Origin of the sequence: Enterococcus sp. AZ163, assembly GCF_050498925.1 — a bacterium.
Lineage (GTDB): Bacteria > Bacillota > Bacilli > Lactobacillales > Enterococcaceae > Enterococcus_A > Enterococcus_A ferrettii.
Genome location: NZ_JBIPAO010000003.1, coordinates 444,337 through 465,443 on the forward strand (window position 1 = coordinate 444,337; position 21,107 = coordinate 465,443).

Consider the following 21,107-nt stretch of genomic DNA (forward strand, 5'->3'; position numbering starts at 1 on the left):
TACAAGGAGTAGCATTGAGCTACAGTACTTGTTTTGAAGTGATTGTTTACTACGTTATTATTGTCAGAACGCTTAATAATGGAGACTCATTGTCAACTGCGTCGGTTACTATGTGAGAGGCTTTTCATAGAGCTAAAGTTATTCCTCTAGTAAGTTATGCTGCCGCTATAATTATATCAAATACGGCCTTAAATTTGGATATATGATCATAAAAGTGCAAAATATTACGCAAACATGCAAAATTTCAGCTTGTTTACATTTTTTCAGGTGATATAATGTCCGTAAAAATAAAAAAGAACTCGGAGGATAAACCAATGGCATTATTATTATCTGAAAGTGCTTTTACCGATTATATGGACTCGCTTAAATCTAATGCTTCTAAAACAGTCGGAATTTCTTTGATTTCCCTAAATCTTCGTTCTCTGAATCCCACCACAAATATAATCTATTTGTCGGATAATTTTCTTTTTGCTGCCAGGTATAATGAAAAAAGCGGCAGTTATTCTGATGGATTTTTTCTTAAGCAAAAAGAGATTGTCAGCTTTGAACTGACTAAAGGCATTCTATCAGATATTTTGTTGGTGAATACCACAATTGTTTTGGAAAATGGAGAAACCATGCAACTGAAGATGAGCTTTCCCAAAGCTTCCGCCAGTTCTTGGCACCGTCAAAGTCTAAATCGTTTGCCAGTATTCATTAAAGAGAATTGGGAGCGTCCTTATGAAGAGAATTGATCGAATCTTTCAATATCTGTTGGAGGTATGGGGAGATAGCAGGGTGGAAGATTTGCAGAAACAGGCAGGAAGTACGGCTAAGGAAGTCTCTCAAGCCTTAGAAATCGCCCGTTCCAATGTGAGTGCAGAACTGAATAAACTGGTTAGAGATGAACGAGTTGTAAAGATTAAGTCTTATCCTGTAAGGTACATCCCACTAGAAATTTTATTGAACAATCATCTAATGGAAATCTCCGACATGAATTTCGAAATTGAGGATTTCGTCAGTTTAGATGATGAAAAACCGGTTAAAATTTCTCCGACAAATAAGTCAGTATGCAAACGTGCGAGTGATCCTTTTCAATTGGTGATTGGCCACAATGATAGTTTGAAGAAGGCAATCTCTCAAGCGAAGGCCGCGATTCACTATCCACCTAATGGTTTGCACATGCTTTTATTGGGACCGACTGGCTCAGGTAAAACATTTTTCGCGAAGAAGGTTTTTCAATATGCGCAATATGCTGGTATTGTTGGCGAGGGGAATCCATTTATCACCTTTAATTGTGCAGACTATTACAACAACCCTCAGCTGTTAATGTCGCAGTTGTTTGGTTATGTTGAAGGAGCCTTTACCGGGGCTGCTTCTGAGAAAAGTGGGTTAATTGAACAAGCCGATGGGGGGATTTTACTGTTGGATGAGGTTCACCGCCTTCCCCCCGAGGGACAGGAAATGCTATTTTACTTTCTAGATAATAAAACTTTTTCCCGTTTAGGTGAAAGTGGAAAGAGCCGCAGCGCCAATGTGCTGATTATTTTTGCCACTACCGAGAATCCGTCTTCCGTGCTTTTATCTACCTTTACCCGCCGTATTCCTATGACGATTGAAATTCCACCTTTATCTAAACGCTCGCTGCCGGAAAAAATTGAATTGTTGAAGTATCTGTTTAGAATTGAAGCCAAACGAATTGAGAAAACTCTCAGTATTGATATTGATGTCATGAATGTTTTACTATCAAGTGCTAACTTTGGCAATGTGGGGCAATTAAAATCGCAGGTCCAGCTGGTTTGTGCGCAGGCCTTTGTAAATAATCTTAATTCAAAAGATAAAATTGAGATTCACGTACAGGATTTGCCCAGTCAAGTAGGTCAGGAGTGGATGACCAGCCGCTCCAACATGATCGGCACCAAAGACATTTCAGACTATTTAGATGTGGTTACATTGGTCTATCCTACGAACGATGAAGAAGAAAATCATGAGGATGCGGACTTTAATATTTACGAATCCATTGAAAAAAAAGTCAAAATTCTGCGGGAGGAGGGAGTTTCTCAGGAGGATATTTATCAGTACATTTTGACTGATCTGCATATCCATATTCGCAATGTCGTTGAAAAAGATTCACCTAACTATTCGTTGCAGAAATTCGTTAATCCTAAAATCACGAAAATTGTGGATGTACTAAAAGAGCAGGCTGAACAACAGTTGAATCGAAAATTTGATCGGCGTTTTAATTATTATGTGGGCATGCATTTGGATGCCTATTTGAAAAGAGGGGAAAAAACCAATTTGTCTCTTTCAACTAGTCATAAGGAGATTATCGATACGAACAAAAAGGAATATGAGGCAGCCTTGACCATCTGTAAAACGCTGCAGGAAAGATACGATATTCATTTGCCAGAAATCGAAGTGGTGTATTATACCATGCTGCTTTCTTCGATAATTTCGTTGGAGACGGTCAAAAAGGTTAGTGCACTGGTTGTAACCCACGGCAACTCCACGGCAACTTCAATGGTGGATGTGGCTACGGAATTGTTGGGCTATGCACCAATTGAGGCCGTAGACATGCCTTTGACGGTGTCTCCAGCTGAAATTATTGCTATTTTGTGTGAAAAGGTCAGTAAAATTGACAATGGTAAAGGAGTGCTGCTGCTGGTGGACATGGGATCCCTAGCCATTATGGATAAGAAAATCCAGAAGGAGACGGGAGTGAAAGTACTTTCGATCCCCAATGTTACTACAGCGGTTGTCTTAGATGTAGTCAGAAAAATCAGTTACACCAATTTTGATCTGCACTCTATTTATAGTTCAGTCAAAAAGGATTTTATGAATTCGCTGCAGCTCTATGAAGACCGTAGTCAGCGTCCGAAGGCAATTCTATCGATTTGTATGTCTGGAGAAGGAACGGCTAAGAAGCTAGAGCAAATGATTAACAGTATTATTTCACGGAATGGCAGCGAAGTAATTGAAGTGCTGACGGTTTCGGCTTTAGAGATGAAGCAGAAGATTCCAGTACTGGTTGAACGATACGAACTTATGGCAGCAGTGGGAACCAAAGATCCCGAAGTAGATTGTCCGTTTATTTCACTGGAGGCTTTGATCGAGGGTCAGGGGGAGCAGTTGTTGCGGTCAATTGTTTCGGGAGAGGATCTGTCTAGTCTGCCATCAGACAACTCGCCCAATGGCAGCATGCTGATTAAAGATCTTTGTGAAGAAACCCTGCGCTCTTACTTAGTCTATTTAAATCCAATTCATATCACTGATTTATTGCTGCAATGGATGAGTGATCTGGAAAGCTATAGTGAAGCTGCTTTTTCGAATTCGACCATTTTGAAAATGGTCGTCCATACTTCCTTTGCTTTTGAGCGGGTGATCAAGGGAAATTCCCTAGAATACTCAGAGGAGGTTACCCCATTGTTAGAGGAATACCTTCATAAAGTGGAAAAAAGTATTGCTAGTGTTGAGCAGAAGCTGGATTTAGTTTTGTCACGGGATGAGAAATTGTTTATCGCTGAAATAGTAAAAGAGATCAGTTGAAGTAGTATCAAACCTGAATAGCAGTGAACAAAGTGTATCAATTTCCGTTTGATACACTTTGTTTTTTGTCAAAAAAAGCACTCAGTCAATGCATTTTTTATTGATACAACCATTTTGGCACGTAAATTGCTATTAATTAAGTAACTGAAAAAGAAAGGAGCGAAAAAATGTCAGTAATCATTGTTAGTGGGCATGGAGATTTTTCGTTGGGTTTGCTGGATGCCTTTGAGATGGTCTTTGGTACCGACGAAAAAATCAAAGCCATTCCATTTAAAAAAGGAGAGGGAATTCCTCAGTTACAGGAGAAATATCATGAGCAGCTCCGTTTATTCCCAGAGGAAGAAATTCTGTTTCTGGTGGATATCTATGGGGGAACGCCATACAACGCGGCTACTCAGTTGATTTTTGGACAGGAGAATTGTGATGTTGTGACGGGGGTAAATTTACCGATGTTGTTGGAGACTGCAGCGCAAAAGGATCAAGCTTTAGTTGAATTAACTAAGGTAGCTAAAACGGCTGGAGAAAGCAGCGCCAAGGTTTTCTCGGAGGAAATCAGCAAAATAACGCATACAGATTTGGAGGATGATGAGTTATGAAAATTGAATTAGCACGAATTGATGATCGGTTTATTCATGGGCAGGTTTTAACCAAGTGGGTGAAACTGCGACCAGTAGACCGGATTATTGTAGTATCCGATGCGGTAGCCAGTGATGAAATGCGTAAAACCTTAGTTTTATCAGTAGCACCATCAAATATTAAAGCAAGTGCGGTCAGCGTTGATAAAATGGCTCGTGCGTATAAATCACCCAAATACGCAGATGCCAAAGCAATGCTGCTGTTTGAAAATCCTGAAGATATTGTTCGTTTGGTTAAGCAGGGGGTCGACATAAAGGAAGTAAATGTCGGCGGCATGCGTTTTGAAACCGACCGCAAGCAAATAACGAAAGCAGTCAGTGTGAAGGATTCAGATATCGAAGCTTTCAAAGAGCTGGATCAGTTGGGAGTAAAATTGGAATTAAGACAATTGCCAGGAGATCAAAGTGTTGATTTTATCCGTACGCTGAAAAATGAGCTAAACAAATAAAAGTGAGGAGTTGTAAAAATGAGTGTCATTCAAATTATTCTGTTAATGATAGTGGCAGGTATCACGGGTGTGGGCAGTGTTTTAGATGAAGCGCAAACACATCGTCCTTTAGTTGCCTGTACCTTAGTTGGTTTAGTGTTAGGGGATGTGACGACAGGCATTATTTTAGGCGGAACATTAGAAATGATGGCTTTGGGCTGGATGAATGTCGGGCTGGCTATGGCTCCAGACACAGCGATTGCTTCAGTTATTTCAACCATTTTAGTTATTACGGCTAATCAGGGTGTTGGGGAAGGAATTGCTATTGCTGTACCTTTGGCAGCAGCCGGTCAGGCCTTAACCATTTTCGTTCGAACGATTACAGTATTTTTTATTCACCGCGCGGATACGTATGCTGAAAACGGCAATTATAAAGGAATTGAAATTATGCATGTGACGGCCATGGGGTTGCAGGCACTGCGGGTGATGATTCCAACCTTGATTATTTGTTTAATTAACGCGCAAGCAGTTCGGAATTTCCTTGGTCAAATTCCCGAAGTGATCACTGGTGGATTACAAATTGGTGGCGGAATTATTGTTGTAGTTGGTTACGCCATGGTAATCAACATGATGGACGTTCCTCACTTAAAACCATTTTTCTATATTGGGTTCCTGTTTGCAGCATTTACAGAATTTAATTTAGTTGGCTTTGGCGGTTTGGGATTATGTATGGCCTTCTTATTCCTGCAATTGAAATACCGCAATGAAGAAATGGTAGTCCAAACAGCAACTGCAAATGCCGGAATGATCGATGATGATTTAGATGATGATCTGGATATGTAAGGGGAGGAACGAAGATGGAACAAAAAGGATTAACTAAAAAAGATATCAACAGCATGTTTCTGCGGTCAAATTTTCTTTTAGGATCAATGAACTTTGAGCGAGTCCAGGCAATGGGGTACTGCTTCACTATGATTCCAGCGATCAAACGTTTTTACCAGCCGGGACCGGAAAGAAATGCTGCATTGAAGAGGCATCTGGAATGGTTCAATACTCATCCTTGGCTGACAGCACCTATTTTTGGAGTAACGGCGGCGATGGAAGAAGAACATGCTTTAGTGGGCGAACAGCAGTTGCCCGGCTCATCTATTTCCGCTATGAAGATTGGATTAATGGGTCCGTTGGCAGGTGTGGGAGATCCGATCTTTTGGGGGACTCTTCGTCCAGTTTTGGCAGCGTTAGGTGCTTCTTTAGCTTTAAGCGGCAGTATTGGTGGACCACTATTATTCTTTTTATCGATCAATGCCATTCGTTTAGCAACCAAATATTTCGGTTTGAAATACGGCTATGAAAAAGGAAATGAAATTATTAAGGAAATGGCCGGCAACCGTGTGAAGAAGCTGACCGAAGGAGCATCAATTGTCGGGCTGTTTGTTATGGGGGCCTTAGTCAGTAAGTGGACGACGATAAATATTCCGATTGTGGCTACCAGAATTACCGGCGAAGATGGGAAGGTTGTTACCCAAACGGTTCAAGACATTTTAGATAGTATTATGCCGGGAATGCTAGCCTTAATTTTAACCTTATTTGTGTCATGGCTATTGAAGAAAAATGTAAGTCCGTTGTTGATCATTTTCGTCATTTTTGGTGTTGGTATTTTAGGAAAAGCGCTTGGATTTTTAGGATAGGAGGATGGGTCAGAACGTGAAATTACAGTTAGCAATTGACGAGTTAAATTTAGAAGAAGCCTTGGTTCAGTTGGAAGACTTAGTTGAATATGTTGATATCGTGGAAGTAGGAACTCCTTTTGTAATTGATGCCGGCAGAGAAGCCGTTCGTCAAATCAAGAAAAAATTCCCACAGCTAAAGGTTTTATGCGACGCCAAAATTATGGATGCAGGTGCTTATGAAGCACAGCTGGCTTTCAATGCGGGTGCTGAATATGTAACCGTGTTGGGAGTAACTGACGATTTAACCATTAAAGGTTGTGTGGAAGAGGCCACCAAGCAAGGCAAGAAAATTATGGTAGATATGATTTGCGTGGAGGATTTGGCTGCTCGAGTTCCTGCTGTAGAAAGTCTGGGTGTTGATGTGATTGCCGTTCATACTGGAGCGGATCAACAAGCCGCGGGTCGGACGCCTTTACAGGATTTAGCAGAAATGAAAAAGCATGTAAAAAAAGTTAAAGTCGCGGTAGCTGGTGGTATCAGCAGCCATACCATTTATGATTACTTAGCACTTGAGCCAGACATTGTTATTGTTGGCAGTGGAATTTTGAATGCAGAAGATCCGATAAAAGAAGCGCGCAGGATATCTGAAGCGTTGAAAAAGGGGTCAGACAAATGATAGATGTTAAAAAGAATACAGCTATGATTTTGGAGGAACTGACGACAAATTTGGAAAAAGTGGATGGTGCACAGTTGAACGAATTTGTGGAATTGATTCCTAAAGCCAAGAAGATTTTCGTTGCTGGTGCTGGCCGTTCCGGGTTGGCGATTCGCGGTTTTGCGAATCGGATGATGCATCTAGGATTTGATGTGAGTGCAGTGGGAGATATTACGACGACCAGTGCTCATGAAGGGGACCTGCTGATTATCGGTTCTGGTTCAGGAGAAACCCAAAGCTTGGTCGCGATGGCGGAAAAGGCTAAGAAGAACGGGGTAAAGGTGGCTCTTAACACCATTAATTCTGAGTCAACCATTGGACAACTAGCCGATGTGACATTCGTTCTGCCAGGAGCTTCACCTAAGGTTGAGGATGAGGAATTAGTGGGGAAATCAGTCCAGCCAATGGGTTCCTCTTATGAACAACTGAGTTTTTTGATTTACGATGCTATGATTATGACTTTAATGGATTTAGTTAATGAAACGACCGATACTATGTTTCCACGACATGCTAATCTTGAATAGGAAAAAGGAGAGCAATGCTTTACTGGATTGAGTCAGCCTCTTCTATCACAAAAGATGTGTTTCTTTTAGTAGCAAATCCGATTCTCATTAAGCAAAGCATAGTGATAGTTTAGCTGTTGTTACTTCAGCAATAGTTATTTTAGCTAAAACGATCGTTACAGGTTTGGTAGTTGGACTTTTTAACCAAAAATCTTGAATAGCTTTCTGCAAAGCAGCTTCTACTGGATTTCCAGTTAGAAGCTGTTTTTTCTGTAAATCTCAAAGGCTTTAAAAAAGGATAAGCTTTACTAGCACAAAAATGTCACACCTTCCTCTGAAATATTTAGCACTATCAACGATAGACTCGGGGCGTAAAACAACTTATGATAAGTATGTAGAAAGCGCTTATACAACTAAATGAAATGATTCGTTAAGGAGGATATTCAATGGAAGGTAAAGTTTCCGTTCCAAGTAAAAGTGTTGATTGGAAAACGAAGGTACAAAAATTCGGCAGCATGTTAAGCTCGATGATTATGCCCAATATTGGCGCATTTATCGCTTGGGGATTAATTACAGCCTTATTCATCCCAACCGGTTGGTTTCCTAATGAGACATTGGGTCAGTTGGTAGACCCTTCAATCAAATATTTGCTGCCATTATTAATTGCCTACACAGCAGGTGCAAACGTATATGACCGACGAGGTGGAGTAATTGGAGCCGTTGCAACGATGGGTATTATTATCGGATCGGATATGCCGATGCTGATGGGAGCCATGGTCATGGGACCTGTCGCTGCCATCATTATTCGTAAGGTCGATAAATTGTATGAAGGAAAAGTTAAACCAGGCTTAGAAATGCTGGTAGACAATTTCTCAATCGGTATTGTGGGTGGCATACTGATGATCCTGGGTCTAATTGCCATTGAACCAATTTTCAATGTCATTTTATCAGGCCTATCAACTGGAGTGAACTGGTTTGTTGACAAGAACCTGATTCCTTTAACTAGTATCTTTGTTGCCCCAGCTCAAGTGTTGTTTTTAAACAATGCAATCAATCATGGAATCATGTCACCATTGGGAATTGAACAGGTGGTGGAAACAGGTAAATCAATTTTATTTCTAGTTGAAGGAAATAGTGGTCCATTGGTAGGCGTTATGCTGGCTTTTTGTTTCTTCGGTAAAGGGGTGGCTAAGAAAACGGCGCCGGCTTCTACCATTATCGTAATGTTTGGAGGAATCGCTGAAGTTTACTTCCCGTACATTTTGATGAAACCAATCTTAGTTTTGGCTCCAATTTTTGGAAGTATGACGTCACTAACCATCTTCCAGTTCTTCGGCGGCGGAACGGTAGCGGTACCGTCACCAGGAAGTATCATCGCTTTTCTATTAATGACACCGAGAGGCAGCTTCATTGTAAATATTGTCGGTTACTTCGCCGGAATGGGGGTCTCCTGCCTAATTGCCAGCTTCCTGCTGAAACGCGACAAAACTATGGTGGACGATACTGAAGAACTGATCGAAACCGAAGTGGGACCAATCAATGACGGAGCGGCTCTAGAGCATGCTGTTGCAAGCGCTCAGACTGGTCAAGCAATCACTGGAGAAATCGATCCAAGTCGAATCCATAAAATTGTGGTGGCCTGTGACGCCGGAATGGGTTCTAGTGCTATGGGGGCTTCAATGCTGAAGACTAAGGTTAACAAGGCCATGCTAAATATGGAGGTTATCAATAAATCCATCAATAATATCCCAGATGATGCCGACTTAGTAATTACCCATCAGGATTTGTTGGATCGGGCCATGGAAAACAATAAAGATAAACCCAACATTCAATATCTAACCTTGAGTGCCTTTATGGATGGTGCCGAATATGACGCCATCGTTAAGAAATTAAAAGATGAATAGGTGATTAATATGATCATTACTCCTCGAACAAGAGAGATTTTGCGACTACTAATGGAAAATTTGAATAGTTATGTTTCGGTACATGAGATTGCAGAGCACTTGAACGTGACCAATCGGACGGTCTATCGTCAGCTGGAGGAAGTGTATGAAGCAGTGGAGCATTACGGTCTAAAAGTAATCAATGAAGCTGGAAAAGGGATGAAACTGTCGGGTTCTTCAACAGAAGTAACTGCATTGAATACTTTGTTCGAGGGTGAGGATCAAGATTATGAATTAACAACGGAGGACCGAATCAACGCGACACTCTTCTACTTGCTGCATGAACAGGAATATGTGAAGGCTCAGTATTTTGCGGAAGCCCTCAATGTTTCGGTTCAATCGGTTCGCAACGACCTGCAGCAAATAAAAAAAGAGTTAGACTTCTATGATCTGGACTTAGTTGTAAAAAAAGGAGACGGCTTTCTAATCACTGGCTTCGAAACGAAAAAACGAGTGTTGCTGTCCAATATTTTCCGCGACCATATTTCTTTTGTGGAGCTAGTTCACTGGATCGAACAGGAGCGAAGCAGTTCAATCTATTTTAAGCTGCTGAGTGATACTCACTATCATTCGGTCATTAAAAGAAGCTTCCAGCTTTTGGAACAGTTGTTCCAAAAACACCGGATTCAAGTGACGGATACCATGTTTCAGGATTACGTTTTCCTGATTTCTATCATGGTTAAACGACTTAACTGGGATCACAGCAACAATTATTATTTAGACAATATGGTCAAACACAAAGACCGTCCCATCGAAATTTATCAGGAATTCAAGGAGCTGATCCAAAAGACTTTTGAAATTACTTTAAGCGAAAGTGAAGAAAATTATTTGGAATGGTTAATCTCTATTAATAATAATTTCCAAAGCTTGGAGCTTTCCGAGGATATTCAAGAGCTGGACTTAGTCAACAAGGTGCATGATTTCATTGTCTTTGTGGAAACTAGTATGGGCTGTCGGTTACGGACGGATGCCCATCTGCAAAAGGCCTTATTTGAACATCTGGATCGAGCCTTGGCACGAACCAGAAGCGGTATTACCATTAAAAACCCGATGCTGAAGGAAATTCGCCGCAGCTATGAAAAATTGTATTCAACGATTAAGATTGCGACAGAATACGTGTTTAAAGAAGACAAGTTTCCCGAAGACGAGATTGGTTTTTTAGTTCTCCATTTTGCTGTGGCCTTAGACAAGGTTTTGGATAAATCAATTACGGCATTAGTGGTTTGCTCCAGTGGGATGGGGTCATCGAAAATGCTAGCGAATCGGTTAATCCGCGAAATTCCCGAAATTGAGATAAAAAAGATTGTCAGTTTTCTTAAGCTAACCCAAGAAGATTTAGAACAATACGATGTCATCTTCTCCACCGTATCATTACCATTGGATGTTCAGGATTATGTGATGGTTTCGCCACTGCTAAACAAGAAAGAATTGGCGGAGGTCAAAAAGCTGTTGGAAACGATTCGCTTCAGTAAACTCCATCGTAAAGAGTTGTTGATTCCCAAAAGACCAGTGGATGTTTCCCAGCTTCCAGCGGAACTAGAGGAATTAAGCTTAATTGCCAAGTACAGCAGTCAGGTGTTGAAAAATTTTCATACCATAAAAATTGATCCTGAATTTCAGGATTTGCCGATTTTGAATATCTTAGGAACTTACTTGGTGGAAAAAAAGTATACAGTGGATGCTGAGCTGCTGGTAGATTACGCCGAACAAGCTAAGTTGGAATCGTATTTCGGCATCCCAAATACTCGCCTAGGTTATATTCACTGTCAAACCGACAAGATTGAGCAGCCCTTGTTCATCGTTTTTGATTTAGAAAAAAACATTGTTTTCTCCTCTATGGAAAAAGAATTGATGGAAGTAACCAGTGTGATTTTAGTCGTATCACCAAAAAAAGATCAAGTCATTGTAGCGGATTTGTTAAGTATGATTACGATGCTGATTATTGAAACGCCTGAATCCATTCAACTATTTGAGCAATGTGAAGAAAGTAAAATTCGCGACTTATTGGGTGAACGAATTAAAAACTACGTTACCGAAAAATTATTATAGAGGTGAAAGAACATGAAAGAAATCATGCCATTAGAAAACATTAAATTGGGTATTGCCTTAGCCGATAAAGAACAGGCCATCAAAGCTGCTGGTCAGGTGCTGGTGGAGAACGGCTACGTCGATGAAAACTATATCGACTGTATGCTGCAAAGAGAGGAAGTTGTTTCAACTTATATTGGCAGTCAAGTTGCAATTCCTCATGGTGTGGACGGCTCTCAACAGTACATTAAGCATTCGGGACTGTCTTTCCTACAAGTACCAGAAGGTGTATCTTTTGGACCAGATAAGGAAGCCAAGCTGTTAATTGGTATTGCCGGTAAAAATGATGAACACCTGGAAATATTGGCAAAAATTGCTGGACTATTAGGTGAAGAAGAAAATATCGAGAAGCTAATCAATGCCCAATCTAAGGAAGAGATTGCTGCATTATTTGAAGGAGTGGTTTAAACGTGAAAGCATTGCATTTTGGAGCCGGAAATATCGGCCGAGGATTTATCGGAGATTTACTACACAAAAGCGGCTACGATATTACCTTTGTAGAAGTGACTGACAAAGTGGTACGTCAATTGAATCAAGACCAAAGCTATGAGTTGTATATCTTAAATGAAGACAATCGAAAAGTGGTGATCAACAACATCCAAGCAGTCAGCTCTCTGACTGAAGAACAAAAGGTAATCGAAGCTATTTGTGAAGCTGACCTAATTACAACCTCAGTTTGGGCAGATAACCTGCCAAGAATTGCACCGATTTTAGCCAAAGGTCTACATGTCCGTCATAACCGTGGGCAGTTGCCGGTTAATGTCATTGCCTGTGAGAATGCGTTGTTTGCTTCAGATATTTTGCGAGGTGTGCTGCTGAAGCATGTGTCTGAAGAAGTATTGTCGGAGATTGCCCGATTTGCTAATACCTCAGTAGACCGTTTGGCTTTGGGGAAAGAAGTTGATGGCAAAAGCTGTGTTGAAATTGATTCTGCTTTTGAACTTGTTATTGAAGAAAAACCATTATTCCGTAAAGAACCGATTAAGGGTGCCACCTATGTTGCAGAGCTTCAGCCATATTTGGAACGAAAGCTTTATATTGTCAACTGTGGACATGCAGCCTTAGCCTATTTGGGGTTTGTCAAAGAGTATCCAACTGTACAGGATGCCCTGAAGGATCAAGAAATTAAAGCAACGGCGGTTGCAGCAATGGAGGAATCGGCAAAACTGCTGGAACAAAAATATGGTTTCACATCACAGGAATTATCTAAGAAAATCGACGAATCAATTGCTCGTTTCTCGGCCACCTTTGTGATGGATGATGTCTTAAGAGTCGGACGCTCACCGTTAAGAAAATTAGATCCAACTGACCGCTTAGTGGCACCAGCTGTTCAATTAGCTGAAAAAGGTCTAGCCAACGATGCCTTGGCAAAATGTATCGCAGCTTTATTGAAATTTGAAAATCCAGCCGATGAACAAGCAGTAGAACTGCAGCAGGAAATTCAAGCTAACGGTATAGAAGCAGCATTAAGCAAATTTAGTAAAATCGAAAAAGATACACCGTTGTTCCAAAAAATTTTAGAAGAATATAAGGGGTAGGGATAAACCATGAAATTACAATTAGCAATTGACGAGTTAAACTTAGAAGAAGCATTGGTTCAGTTGGAACCATTAGCAGAATACGTAGACATTGTTGAAGTGGGTACACCATTTGTTATCGATGCTGGTCGTGAAGCTGTCCGTCAAATTAAAGCCAAATTTCCTCAACTAGAAGTATTGTGTGATGCTAAAATTATGGATGCAGGTGCTTATGAATCTCAATTGGCTTTCGATGCAGGAGCAGAATACGTAACAGTCTTAGGAGTAACAGACGATTTAACTATTAAAGGTTGTGTAGAAGAAGCCAACAAACAAGGCAAACAAATTATGGTAGATATGATTTGTGTGGATGATTTAGCAACTCGCGTTCCGGCTGTAGAAAGCTTAGGCGTGGATGTGATTGCAGTACACACCGGAGCAGATCAACAAGCAGCCGGTCGGACCCCTTTAGAAGATTTAACCGAAATGAAAAAGCATGTTAAAGAGGTCAAAGTAGCAGTAGCTGGTGGAATCAGCAGTAAAACGATCAATGACTATATGGCCTTGAATCCCGATATTGTGATAGTCGGAAGCGGTATTTTGAACGCCGAAGATCCGGTTAAAGAAGCACGTCTGATTGCAGAAGCTTTGAAAAAGGGGTAAGCAGAATGGTGAATGTGAAAAAAAACACAGAGATGATTCTAAAAGAGTTAAGCATTAACTTGGAAAAAGTAGATGGTTCACAGTTGAATGCTTTTGTAGAAATGATCCCCAAGGCTAAGAAAGTTTTCGTGGCTGGAGCTGGACGTTCTGGATTAGCGATTCGAGCGTTTGCCAATCGTATGATGCATTTGGGTATTGATGTAAGCATCGTGGGTGATATAACAACTACCAGTGCCCATGAAGGAGATCTGTTGATTATTGGTTCTGGCTCAGGGGAAACCCAAAGCTTAGTAGCGATGGCGGAAAAGGCTCAGAAAAACGGGGTAAAAATCGCTTTAAATACGATTAATCCTGATTCAACCATTGGGCAAATGGCTGATGTGAAATTTGTTTTACCAGGAGCTTCGCCTAAGGTTGAGGATGAGGAATTAGTAGGAAAATCAGTTCAGCCAATGGGTTCATCCTACGAACAATTAAGCTTCCTGATCTATGATGCCGTGATTATGGCCCTGATGGAATTGGTCAATGAAACCACAGATACCATGTTTCCACGTCACGCAAATCTGGAATAACAGGAAACTGCTCAGGAAGCAGTTTTTCTATCGCAAGGTTTAGGTAAAAAAAACTAAAAAATGGAGGGTTCATTTTTATGGCAGAACATGTATTTTATGTACCAGCAACAAACATCATGGGTAGAGGGTGTATCAATAATATCGGTGAACACATCAAACCGCTAGGCTTCAAAAAGGCTTTATTGGTTACCGACAAATTTTTAAGCAGCAGCGATATTTTGCCGAAGGTTACAAGACCATTGGATGAAATTGGTGTAGAATATTTGATTTTTGACAATGTAAAAGCAAACCCAACTGTTGCCAGTGTGGAAGAAGGTTTAGCTTTATTAAAAGAAAACAATTGTGATTTCATTATTTCATTAGGTGGTGGTTCACCCCAAGATGCTGCCAGCGGAATTGCTATCTTGGCTACTAATGGTGGTAAGATGCAGGACTATGAAGGTATGCATAAAACTACCAAAAAAGCGCTGCCGGTTGTGGCCATTAATACCACGGCTGGAACCTCAGCCGAGATTACAATTAATTATGTGATTACTGATGAAGATCGTGGTGTGAAAATGATCATGATTGATCGCAACAGCTTGGCACTGATGTCGGTAAACGATCCAGAATTAATGATAGACAAGCCGGCTGATTTAACAGCGGCTACTGGCATTGATGCCTTGACTCATTCGATCGAAGCTTTAGTTACCCCAGGAGCTTTTCCGGTTACCAATGTAGTTGCAGAAGCAGCAGTAAAACTGATTTTTGACAACCTGCCAACTGCGGTTAAGGATGGTTATAATTTAGATGCTCGAGAAAACATGGTTTACGCAATTTTCTTAGCAGGGATGGCCTTCAACAATGCGGGCTTAGGTTATGTTCACGCAATGGCTCATCAATTAGGTGGTTTGTATGATTTACCACATGGCGTATGTAATGCCATGCTGCTGCCGATTGTCGAACGGGAAAATGCCAAGGTTGTACCTGAACGCTTCCGTCGAATCGCTGAAGTCATCGGCTTAGATACTGCCGGAAAATCCGATCAAGAATGTGCTGATTATGTCATCGAACAAATCAAAGCTCTTTCAAAAGAAGTCGGTATTCCTGAGAAATTGTCTGAATTAGGCGTTCATGAAGTTGATTTACAAAAATTAGCTGAGAACGCTCAATTGGATGCTTGTGCAGGGGCCAATCCATACTTGCCAACTGTAGAAGAAACAATTGAGCTGTTCAAAGAGATCCTTTAAACTCTGCGAAAAAACCAAAAAAACACCTGACTACTATATCCTGCCGATTTATGCAGGGTTAAGTAGTCAGGTGTTTTCTTATCAATCAATCAACAACAACTTCTTCTTATTGTATTCCCTCCGAACCTTCTCGGGAATATCCTCAGAAATCAGAAAGCTCAGATCATCCACCGGTCCGACAATCGCATTGCTGATGGTGCCGAATTTATCATTGGTAATCATGCCTAGCACCTCAGTCGAAACGCGAGTCATTTGCTGCTTAATTTCAGCTTCCTGCACGGTTGGGACGCTGGTTCCGGCATCAATGTCGATATTGTAGATGCCCATCACGTACAAATCGGCACGAATGTTTTGCAGGTTTTTATAAGTTTCTACCCCCAGATTAATCATCGACTGCTTGTAAAAGATACCGCCGATATTGATTACCTCAACTTGTGCGTGCTGTGCCAGCTCGACTGCAATTGGCGGGCTGTTGGTAATAATAGTGGCTCTAAAGTCATGAGGAATTTCTTTTACCAAGGCTAAATTTGTTGTACTACCATCGATAATAATAACCGAATCTTCTTTTAAAAAAGGGAGTGCTTTATGGGCGAGAACTCTTTTTATTTCGCTATCAACGGTTTCGCGGTAAGAAAAATCAGTTATTGGCGGCCCAACGCGCAATGCACCGCTGTGCACCCGCTTTAACATTCCTTGGCTATCCAGTTCCTTCAAATCCCGACGAATAGTATCTTCAGAGACAGTAAAACGTTGACTCAAGTCACTCGCAATAACCTTTTGTTCAATATTTAAAATATCGATGATTTTTTGCTGTCTTTCTTCTTTCAACATGGCTGATTCCTCCATCTTTTGCTGCTTTTATTTTCCCACGCATGCTGGTTTGTGTCAATTCATTTCCGCTCTATCAGCATAAACGGGCATATAATGCGCAAAAATATGCATGTTTGTATTGACTTGTGCTAGTGGAGCGTTTACAATGAGTGTGTAATCAAGAAATAGTTCATTGTTAATTAAGCGCGCGAATGAATTATTTTTTGTACATGACATTCCAATGGAGGAGCAGGAGTAATGAAAAACCAAGTGAAGTTGTCCCCGTCAATTATGTGTGCTGATTTAGTAAATTTAGAACAAGGAATGCAGGAACTTGCAGATATCGGAATTGATACACTGCACATTGATGTAATTGATGGCAGTTTTAGTCCCAGCATGCCTTTAGGATTAGAGACGATTAAACGGATGCGGGAAGTATCCTCAAGGAATTTTGATATCCATATTATGGCTAATGACAATGAGTATTTTATCCAAGAAATGCTGAAAATCGGAGTGGAAAGTATTACGTTTCATCACGAAACCAGCTTACATGTCGATCGCTACATTCAATTAATCAAACAAGCTGGAACAAAAGTAGGGATAGCCTTAAACCCTGCCACTTCATTAACAGTATTGGACTATGTGCTGCCGGAAATTGATCTGGTATGTTTGATGTTAATTAATCCAGGATTTGCTACCAATAAAAATGAAAAACAAGTTCCTTATGCCGCCAAAAAAATTCGGGATTTAAGGACAAGAATTCAAGAAGTGAACCCAGCAGTTGAGTTACAGGTGGATGGTCGGGTTTCCTTAGACAGTATTGCTCATCTCGTTGAAGCGGGAGCGGATAATTTAGTTCTAGGCAGTACCAGCTTATTTGTCAAAGGTGCGACCTTGATTGAAAACAAAGAAAAAGTTTTACAGGCAGTTGCAGAAGGGGCTAGGGTGAGAGAAAATGTCATTTAGAACATCGGAACAAAAAATTGCGGAAGAATTAACTGCTACTTTGGCAGGTATTTCAGAAGAACAAGTAGATCAGCTGATGTTGGCGATTCAACAGTCGGAAAAAGTTTTCTTCGTAGGCGTTGGCCGAGTGCTGCTTTCCCTAGAGGCTGTGGCAAAACGTTTGGCTCATATTGGAATTCAAACGGTGGTTGTCGGTCAAATTACCGAACCGGCGATTACTGCCAAAGATTTATTGATCGTAGGATCAGGCAGCGGCGAAAGTGCTTTCCCTTTAGCCATTGCAAAAAAAGCGAAGAACTTCGATGCAATGGTCGCTCATATTGGTTCGAATCCCAATAGTTCCATGAAAGAGTATGCCGATATTTTTGTTCGAATTCCAGTTCAAACCAAGCTGAATTTAGTTGGGGAAATTCCATCTATTCAACCTATGACTAGCCTTTTTGAACAGTGTCTTCTATTATTGGGCGATTCGATTGCGTTAACCTTGATTGAAGAAAAAGAGATAGACATGCATGGCCTATGGCGCTATCATGCGAATTTGGAGTAGGTGGCGAAGATGAGAGCAGTTCATTTTGGAGCCGGAAATATCGGCCGCGGCTTTATCGGACAAGTTCTTCATGACAATGGCTTTGAGCTCTGTTATGCAGATACTGCCCAGCCGTTAATTAATCAATTGAATCAAGACAGGGGCTATTTGGTAGAGTTGCTGACTGAGAAAAAAACTACTTTGTTTATCGATCAAGTATACGCCTTAAATTCAATTAAGGAGCCAGAAAAAGTTATAGCAGAAATTCAAACTGCTGATTTAATTACAACTTCGGTGGGAGCAAACAATCTCGCTAGAATTGCCCCACTTTTAGCACAAGCTCTGACAAAACGATTCAAGGAACAGCAGCAACCCATTAATATTTTAGCCAATGAAAATATTATCAATGCCAGTTCATTGTTGAAGAAGGCTGTAGAAGAGCAGCTGGATGAAAGTGGTCAGGCGCTTTTTGATCACTATGCTTTCTTCGTGGATACGGCGATAGACCGCCAGGCCCTTTCAAAAGAGGTTGATGGAAAAACAGTTGCAGTGGTTGAACCTTATTTTGAATGGGTAATTAGTCAGCAGCAGTGGAACCCAGCAACCAAATTTTCAATTAAAGGAGCCACATTTGTTACCGATATGCAGCCATTCATTGAACGAAAGTTGTATATTGTCAATGCAGCCCACGCTGCTTTTGCTTATCTGGGTGCTTTGTTTGATTATTCTACTGTCCAAGCAGCTATGAAGGATGCCGATTTGAAAAAAGTGGTTCAAGGATTTTTGGCTGAGAACAAACAATATTTTATAAAAAAATATCAAACCTCAGAGACTGAAATGGATCAGTTTATTGAAAAAACCTTAAAACGTCATGGTAACCAGCAATTATCTGATAGTGTGGATCGAGTCGGTCGTTCACCCATTCGAAAGCTGCAACCAAACGATCGTTTAGTTGCACCAGTAAAAGGTTTGGCAGAATTAAATCTCCCCTATCAAAATGGGTTAAAAATTATCGCTGCAGCTTATTTGTATCGCAATACTGATGACGAAGAAGCAGTTCGATTGAAAAGACTGATCCAGGAAAAAGGGTTCTCTTTAACTGCGACAGAAATATCGCAAATAAAAGGTCCTTTATTAGAAGAATTGGACATGGTTTATCAAGCGACCAAGCAAGACAAAAAGTATTTATTGGAAGGAGAAAGCCATGCTTAAAGAACAGCTGCAAGGGAATTGCCAGTTTCTACAACAAGCTGAAACGTGGCAACAAGCAATTGAAATTGCTGCTAGACCATTGCTGCAAAAGGGCATCATTCAGCCAAGCTACATTGAGGCAATGATTCAAAATGTAAAAGACAACGGGAACTATATTATTATTCTGCCTAAAATAGCCATGCCTCATGCCCGGCCTGAATTAGGCAGTAGCGGCATTGGGATCAGCTTTATGAAGCTGGAGCAGCCGATTATGTTTCCGAAAGAAGAACCTGTAGAGCAATTTTTCGTATTGGCTTCGAATTCGCCAGATGGACATCTGGAATTGATGGCTGATTTGGCTGGGATTTTAAGCGATACAGAACGATATGAAGCGTTGTTGGAGATACAAAATGAAGAAGAGTTGTTAGCGGTAATCGAAGAGTAAATCTCAAGGAGGAATATAGATGGAAATGTCGAATGATAAAAAGCAGGTCTCTGCCAGAGCAAGGGTGCAAGCCTTTGGTGGATTTTTAACCAATATGGTTTTACCGAATATTGGTGCTTTTATTGCTTGGGGAATTGCGACTGCGTTGTTTATCCCCACAGGTTGGTTTCCCAATGAGTTGCTGAACGAGTTAGTTGGTCCAACTGTTAGTTATTTATTGCCATTATTATTAGCTTACACGGGTGGACGTATGGTTGGCGGTCAGCGGGGAGCCGTTCTAGGAGCCCTTGGTACAATGGGTCTAATTATCGGTGCTGATATTCCGATGTTTATGGGTGCGATGGTGGTGGGGCCATTAGGCGGCTGGATTATGAAAAAGACCGATAAATTTCTAGATGGAAAAATTCCAGCTGGTTTTGAAATGGTCGTAAACAATTTCTCAATTGGGATTCTAGGTTTCCTATTAATGGTCTTGTCTTATTTGCTGATTGGTCCCACAATTCAAGCAGCCAATCAGGCAGTTACTAATGCAATTGAAGCGTTGGTCGCTACAGGATTCCTGCCACTGTTGTCAATAATTAACGAACCAGCAAAGGTTCTCTTTTTGAACAATGTAATTGACCAAGGTGTGTATTACCCATTAGGAATGCAGCAAACCTTGGATGCCGGAAAATCCATTTACTTTATGGTGGCTTCTAACCCTGGACCTGGATTGGGCTTGCTATTAGCGTATTCCTTCTTTGGTAAAAAGGCAGCCAAACGGACAGCACCTGGTGCAATCATTATCCACTTCTTCGGTGGGATACACGAATTATATTTCCCATATGTCCTAATGAAACCGATTACGATTCTTTCAATGATCGCTGGTGGTATGACAGGGATTATCACTTTCCAACTGTTTGGTGCAGGATTAGTTGCTGGACCAAGTCCAGGCTCGATTTTCTCTTATTTAGCTTTGACACCAAAAGGAAACTTTGTGGGAGTAATCGCTGGTGTAACGACAGCAACGATTGTATCGTTCTTAGTAACATCAGTTATTTTAAAAGCAGATAAAACGGCGGATGAAGATGAGGATGCTTTTGAAGCTGCTGCTGAGAAATCTAAATCCATGAAAACAGAAGGAAAAGACCTATTGGCTGGTCAAGCCGCTGTTCCAGCTAATTATACAAAAATTTCGTTTGCCTGCGATGCCGGAATGGGCAGCAGTGCGATGGGAGCAACAACCTTTAAAAACAAATTGAAAAAAGCTGGAGTTTTGGACATTGAAGTTAAAAATTATCGAATTGAAGATGTTCCTTCGGACAGTGACCTAGTTGTGGTTCATCAGGATTTAGAAGAGCGAACACGCAAATCACATCCTAATATGCGAGTAATTACCCTAAAAAATTACTTGCAAGATCCAGTGATTGATCAGCTGGTAGAAGATGTGGTACAAACGAAAAATCTGAGCTAGATGCTATGAGCACCTGCCCTACTGTGAGCACAGTAGGGCGGTTTTTATACTCAGTTAACCAATCACCTGAATCCCTTCTTGCTGATACGGTATAATCAAATTATCTGGTGCAGCCTTCTCTGTCACAATGACATCGAGGGCCTTGGCCTCATCCACAAAGTAAGTAGATGAAGAACCAATTTTATCCGCAGTAATAAGAGTAATGATATGGGAGCAAGTTTTGTTCTT

Annotated in this window: 21 protein-coding genes; 20 read left to right on the forward strand and 1 reads right to left on the reverse strand. The window is 40.9% G+C overall.

What is annotated here, in order from left to right; genetic code table 11:
• Positions 1 to 314: 314 nt before the first annotated feature.
• The 15 genes from IGI46_RS23730 (at position 315) to IGI46_RS23800 (ending at position 15,488) form a co-directional block, all read left to right on the forward strand.
• The gene (locus IGI46_RS23730; RefSeq protein ID WP_429965422.1) at positions 315 to 734 is read left to right on the forward strand and encodes a hypothetical protein; all 420 of its coding nucleotides are present in this window, start codon (positions 315 to 317) and stop codon (positions 732 to 734) included.
• Positions 721 to 3,525: a sigma 54-interacting transcriptional regulator gene (locus tag IGI46_RS23735; RefSeq protein WP_429965421.1), complete on the forward strand. Its 2,805-nt coding sequence runs from the start codon at positions 721 to 723 to the stop codon at positions 3,523 to 3,525. Before IGI46_RS23730 ends, IGI46_RS23735 begins: the two co-directional genes overlap by 14 nt.
• A gap of 167 nt (positions 3,526 to 3,692) precedes the next feature.
• Positions 3,693 to 4,121, forward strand: coding sequence for a mannose/fructose/sorbose PTS transporter subunit IIA (locus IGI46_RS23740; protein ID WP_429965420.1), 429 nt, complete (start codon positions 3,693 to 3,695; stop codon positions 4,119 to 4,121).
• Complete coding sequence (locus IGI46_RS23745) at positions 4,118 to 4,609, forward strand: PTS system mannose/fructose/N-acetylgalactosamine-transporter subunit IIB (RefSeq protein WP_207704647.1); 492 nt, start codon at positions 4,118 to 4,120, stop codon at positions 4,607 to 4,609. The genes IGI46_RS23740 and IGI46_RS23745 overlap by 4 nt, the downstream gene beginning before the upstream one ends.
• An 18-nt stretch (positions 4,610 to 4,627) precedes the next feature.
• Positions 4,628 to 5,431 carry a PTS mannose/fructose/sorbose transporter subunit IIC gene (locus IGI46_RS23750; protein WP_429965419.1) on the forward strand — a complete coding sequence of 268 codons (804 nt, stop codon included), beginning with the start codon at positions 4,628 to 4,630 and terminating at the stop codon, positions 5,429 to 5,431.
• Between the two features lie 14 nt (positions 5,432 to 5,445).
• On the forward strand, positions 5,446 to 6,276 hold the full coding sequence (locus IGI46_RS23755) for a mannose/fructose/sorbose PTS transporter subunit IID (RefSeq protein WP_207704645.1): 831 nt from the start codon (positions 5,446 to 5,448) through the stop codon (positions 6,274 to 6,276).
• A 16-nt stretch (positions 6,277 to 6,292) separates the two neighbouring features.
• A complete protein-coding gene (hxlA, locus tag IGI46_RS23760; protein WP_429965418.1) occupies positions 6,293 to 6,934 on the forward strand; it encodes a 3-hexulose-6-phosphate synthase in 642 nt (213 codons plus the stop codon).
• Positions 6,931 to 7,497, forward strand: coding sequence for a 6-phospho-3-hexuloisomerase (gene hxlB / locus IGI46_RS23765; protein WP_429965417.1), 567 nt, complete (start codon positions 6,931 to 6,933; stop codon positions 7,495 to 7,497). The genes hxlA (IGI46_RS23760) and hxlB (IGI46_RS23765) overlap by 4 nt, the downstream gene beginning before the upstream one ends.
• Before the next feature lie 425 nt (positions 7,498 to 7,922).
• On the forward strand, positions 7,923 to 9,380 hold the full coding sequence (locus IGI46_RS23770) for a PTS mannitol transporter subunit IICB (RefSeq protein WP_429965416.1): 1,458 nt from the start codon (positions 7,923 to 7,925) through the stop codon (positions 9,378 to 9,380).
• Positions 9,381 to 9,389: 9 nt separating this feature from the next.
• Entirely contained in the window at positions 9,390 to 11,468 is a 2,079-nt protein-coding gene (locus IGI46_RS23775; protein ID WP_429965415.1) for a BglG family transcription antiterminator, read from the forward strand.
• Between the two features lie 12 nt (positions 11,469 to 11,480).
• Complete coding sequence (locus IGI46_RS23780; RefSeq protein ID WP_429965414.1) at positions 11,481 to 11,915, forward strand: PTS sugar transporter subunit IIA; 435 nt, start codon at positions 11,481 to 11,483, stop codon at positions 11,913 to 11,915.
• A 2-nt stretch (positions 11,916 to 11,917) separates the two neighbouring features.
• Positions 11,918 to 13,045: a mannitol-1-phosphate 5-dehydrogenase gene (locus tag IGI46_RS23785; RefSeq protein ID WP_429965413.1), complete on the forward strand. Its 1,128-nt coding sequence runs from the start codon at positions 11,918 to 11,920 to the stop codon at positions 13,043 to 13,045.
• A gap of 9 nt (positions 13,046 to 13,054) precedes the next feature.
• Positions 13,055 to 13,687 (forward strand): 3-hexulose-6-phosphate synthase, encoded by a 633-nt coding sequence (hxlA, locus tag IGI46_RS23790; RefSeq protein ID WP_207704638.1) that lies wholly within the window; start codon positions 13,055 to 13,057, stop codon positions 13,685 to 13,687.
• Positions 13,688 to 13,692: 5 nt separating this feature from the next.
• Positions 13,693 to 14,259: a 6-phospho-3-hexuloisomerase gene (gene hxlB, locus IGI46_RS23795; RefSeq protein ID WP_429965412.1), complete on the forward strand. Its 567-nt coding sequence runs from the start codon at positions 13,693 to 13,695 to the stop codon at positions 14,257 to 14,259.
• Positions 14,260 to 14,336: 77 nt separating this feature from the next.
• Entirely contained in the window at positions 14,337 to 15,488 is a 1,152-nt protein-coding gene (locus IGI46_RS23800; protein ID WP_429965411.1) for an iron-containing alcohol dehydrogenase, read from the forward strand.
• Positions 15,489 to 15,569: 81 nt separating this feature from the next.
• On the opposite strand, the gene IGI46_RS23805 is transcribed toward IGI46_RS23800, so the two are convergent.
• Positions 15,570 to 16,319: a DeoR/GlpR family DNA-binding transcription regulator gene (locus tag IGI46_RS23805; RefSeq protein WP_429965410.1), complete on the reverse strand. Its 750-nt coding sequence runs from the start codon at positions 16,317 to 16,319 to the stop codon at positions 15,570 to 15,572.
• 237 nt (positions 16,320 to 16,556) lie between these two features.
• Between IGI46_RS23805 and IGI46_RS23810 the strand changes: the two genes are divergently transcribed.
• Genes IGI46_RS23810 through IGI46_RS23830 form a run of 5 tightly spaced genes read left to right on the forward strand, consistent with a single transcriptional unit; the run spans position 16,557 to position 20,879 of the window.
• On the forward strand, positions 16,557 to 17,264 hold the full coding sequence (locus IGI46_RS23810; protein WP_429965409.1) for a ribulose-phosphate 3-epimerase: 708 nt from the start codon (positions 16,557 to 16,559) through the stop codon (positions 17,262 to 17,264).
• On the forward strand, positions 17,254 to 17,811 hold the full coding sequence (gene hxlB / locus IGI46_RS23815) for a 6-phospho-3-hexuloisomerase (RefSeq protein ID WP_429965408.1): 558 nt from the start codon (positions 17,254 to 17,256) through the stop codon (positions 17,809 to 17,811). Before IGI46_RS23810 ends, hxlB (IGI46_RS23815) begins: the two co-directional genes overlap by 11 nt.
• Before the next feature lie 9 nt (positions 17,812 to 17,820).
• The gene (locus IGI46_RS23820) at positions 17,821 to 19,002 is read left to right on the forward strand and encodes a mannitol-1-phosphate 5-dehydrogenase (RefSeq protein WP_429965407.1); all 1,182 of its coding nucleotides are present in this window, start codon (positions 17,821 to 17,823) and stop codon (positions 19,000 to 19,002) included.
• Positions 18,995 to 19,426, forward strand: a complete 432-nt coding sequence (locus IGI46_RS23825) for a PTS sugar transporter subunit IIA (RefSeq protein ID WP_429965406.1) — start codon at positions 18,995 to 18,997, stop codon at positions 19,424 to 19,426. Before IGI46_RS23820 ends, IGI46_RS23825 begins: the two co-directional genes overlap by 8 nt.
• A 19-nt stretch (positions 19,427 to 19,445) precedes the next feature.
• Positions 19,446 to 20,879 carry a PTS mannitol transporter subunit IICB gene (locus IGI46_RS23830; protein WP_429965405.1) on the forward strand — a complete coding sequence of 478 codons (1,434 nt, stop codon included), beginning with the start codon at positions 19,446 to 19,448 and terminating at the stop codon, positions 20,877 to 20,879.
• Positions 20,880 to 21,107: the final 228 nt, after the last annotated feature.

Excerpts from the sequence above, each read along its gene's own strand:
- hxlB (WP_429965408.1), top strand. The coding sequence starts at position 17,254 with ATGTCATTTAGAACATCGGAACAAAAAATTGCGGAAGAATTAACTGCT.
- IGI46_RS23745 (WP_207704647.1), top strand. The coding sequence starts at position 4,118 with ATGAAAATTGAATTAGCACGAATTGATGATCGGTTTATTCATGGGCAG.
- IGI46_RS23730 (WP_429965422.1), top strand. The coding sequence starts at position 315 with ATGGCATTATTATTATCTGAAAGTGCTTTTACCGATTATATGGACTCG.
- IGI46_RS23780 (WP_429965414.1), top strand. The coding sequence starts at position 11,481 with ATGAAAGAAATCATGCCATTAGAAAACATTAAATTGGGTATTGCCTTA.
- IGI46_RS23750 (WP_429965419.1), top strand. The coding sequence starts at position 4,628 with ATGAGTGTCATTCAAATTATTCTGTTAATGATAGTGGCAGGTATCACG.
- IGI46_RS23740 (WP_429965420.1), top strand. The coding sequence starts at position 3,693 with ATGTCAGTAATCATTGTTAGTGGGCATGGAGATTTTTCGTTGGGTTTG.
- IGI46_RS23755 (WP_207704645.1), top strand. The coding sequence starts at position 5,446 with ATGGAACAAAAAGGATTAACTAAAAAAGATATCAACAGCATGTTTCTG.
- hxlB (WP_429965412.1), top strand. The coding sequence starts at position 13,693 with ATGGTGAATGTGAAAAAAAACACAGAGATGATTCTAAAAGAGTTAAGC.
- IGI46_RS23810 (WP_429965409.1), top strand. The coding sequence starts at position 16,557 with ATGAAAAACCAAGTGAAGTTGTCCCCGTCAATTATGTGTGCTGATTTA.
- IGI46_RS23800 (WP_429965411.1), top strand. The coding sequence starts at position 14,337 with ATGGCAGAACATGTATTTTATGTACCAGCAACAAACATCATGGGTAGA.
- IGI46_RS23770 (WP_429965416.1), top strand. The coding sequence starts at position 7,923 with ATGGAAGGTAAAGTTTCCGTTCCAAGTAAAAGTGTTGATTGGAAAACG.
- IGI46_RS23830 (WP_429965405.1), top strand. The coding sequence starts at position 19,446 with ATGGAAATGTCGAATGATAAAAAGCAGGTCTCTGCCAGAGCAAGGGTG.
- IGI46_RS23735 (WP_429965421.1), top strand. The coding sequence starts at position 721 with ATGAAGAGAATTGATCGAATCTTTCAATATCTGTTGGAGGTATGGGGA.
- IGI46_RS23825 (WP_429965406.1), top strand. The coding sequence starts at position 18,995 with ATGCTTAAAGAACAGCTGCAAGGGAATTGCCAGTTTCTACAACAAGCT.
- IGI46_RS23805 (WP_429965410.1), bottom strand. The coding sequence starts at position 16,319 with ATGTTGAAAGAAGAAAGACAGCAAAAAATCATCGATATTTTAAATATT.
- IGI46_RS23775 (WP_429965415.1), top strand. The coding sequence starts at position 9,390 with ATGATCATTACTCCTCGAACAAGAGAGATTTTGCGACTACTAATGGAA.
- IGI46_RS23820 (WP_429965407.1), top strand. The coding sequence starts at position 17,821 with ATGAGAGCAGTTCATTTTGGAGCCGGAAATATCGGCCGCGGCTTTATC.
- hxlA (WP_207704638.1), top strand. The coding sequence starts at position 13,055 with ATGAAATTACAATTAGCAATTGACGAGTTAAACTTAGAAGAAGCATTG.
- hxlB (WP_429965417.1), top strand. The coding sequence starts at position 6,931 with ATGATAGATGTTAAAAAGAATACAGCTATGATTTTGGAGGAACTGACG.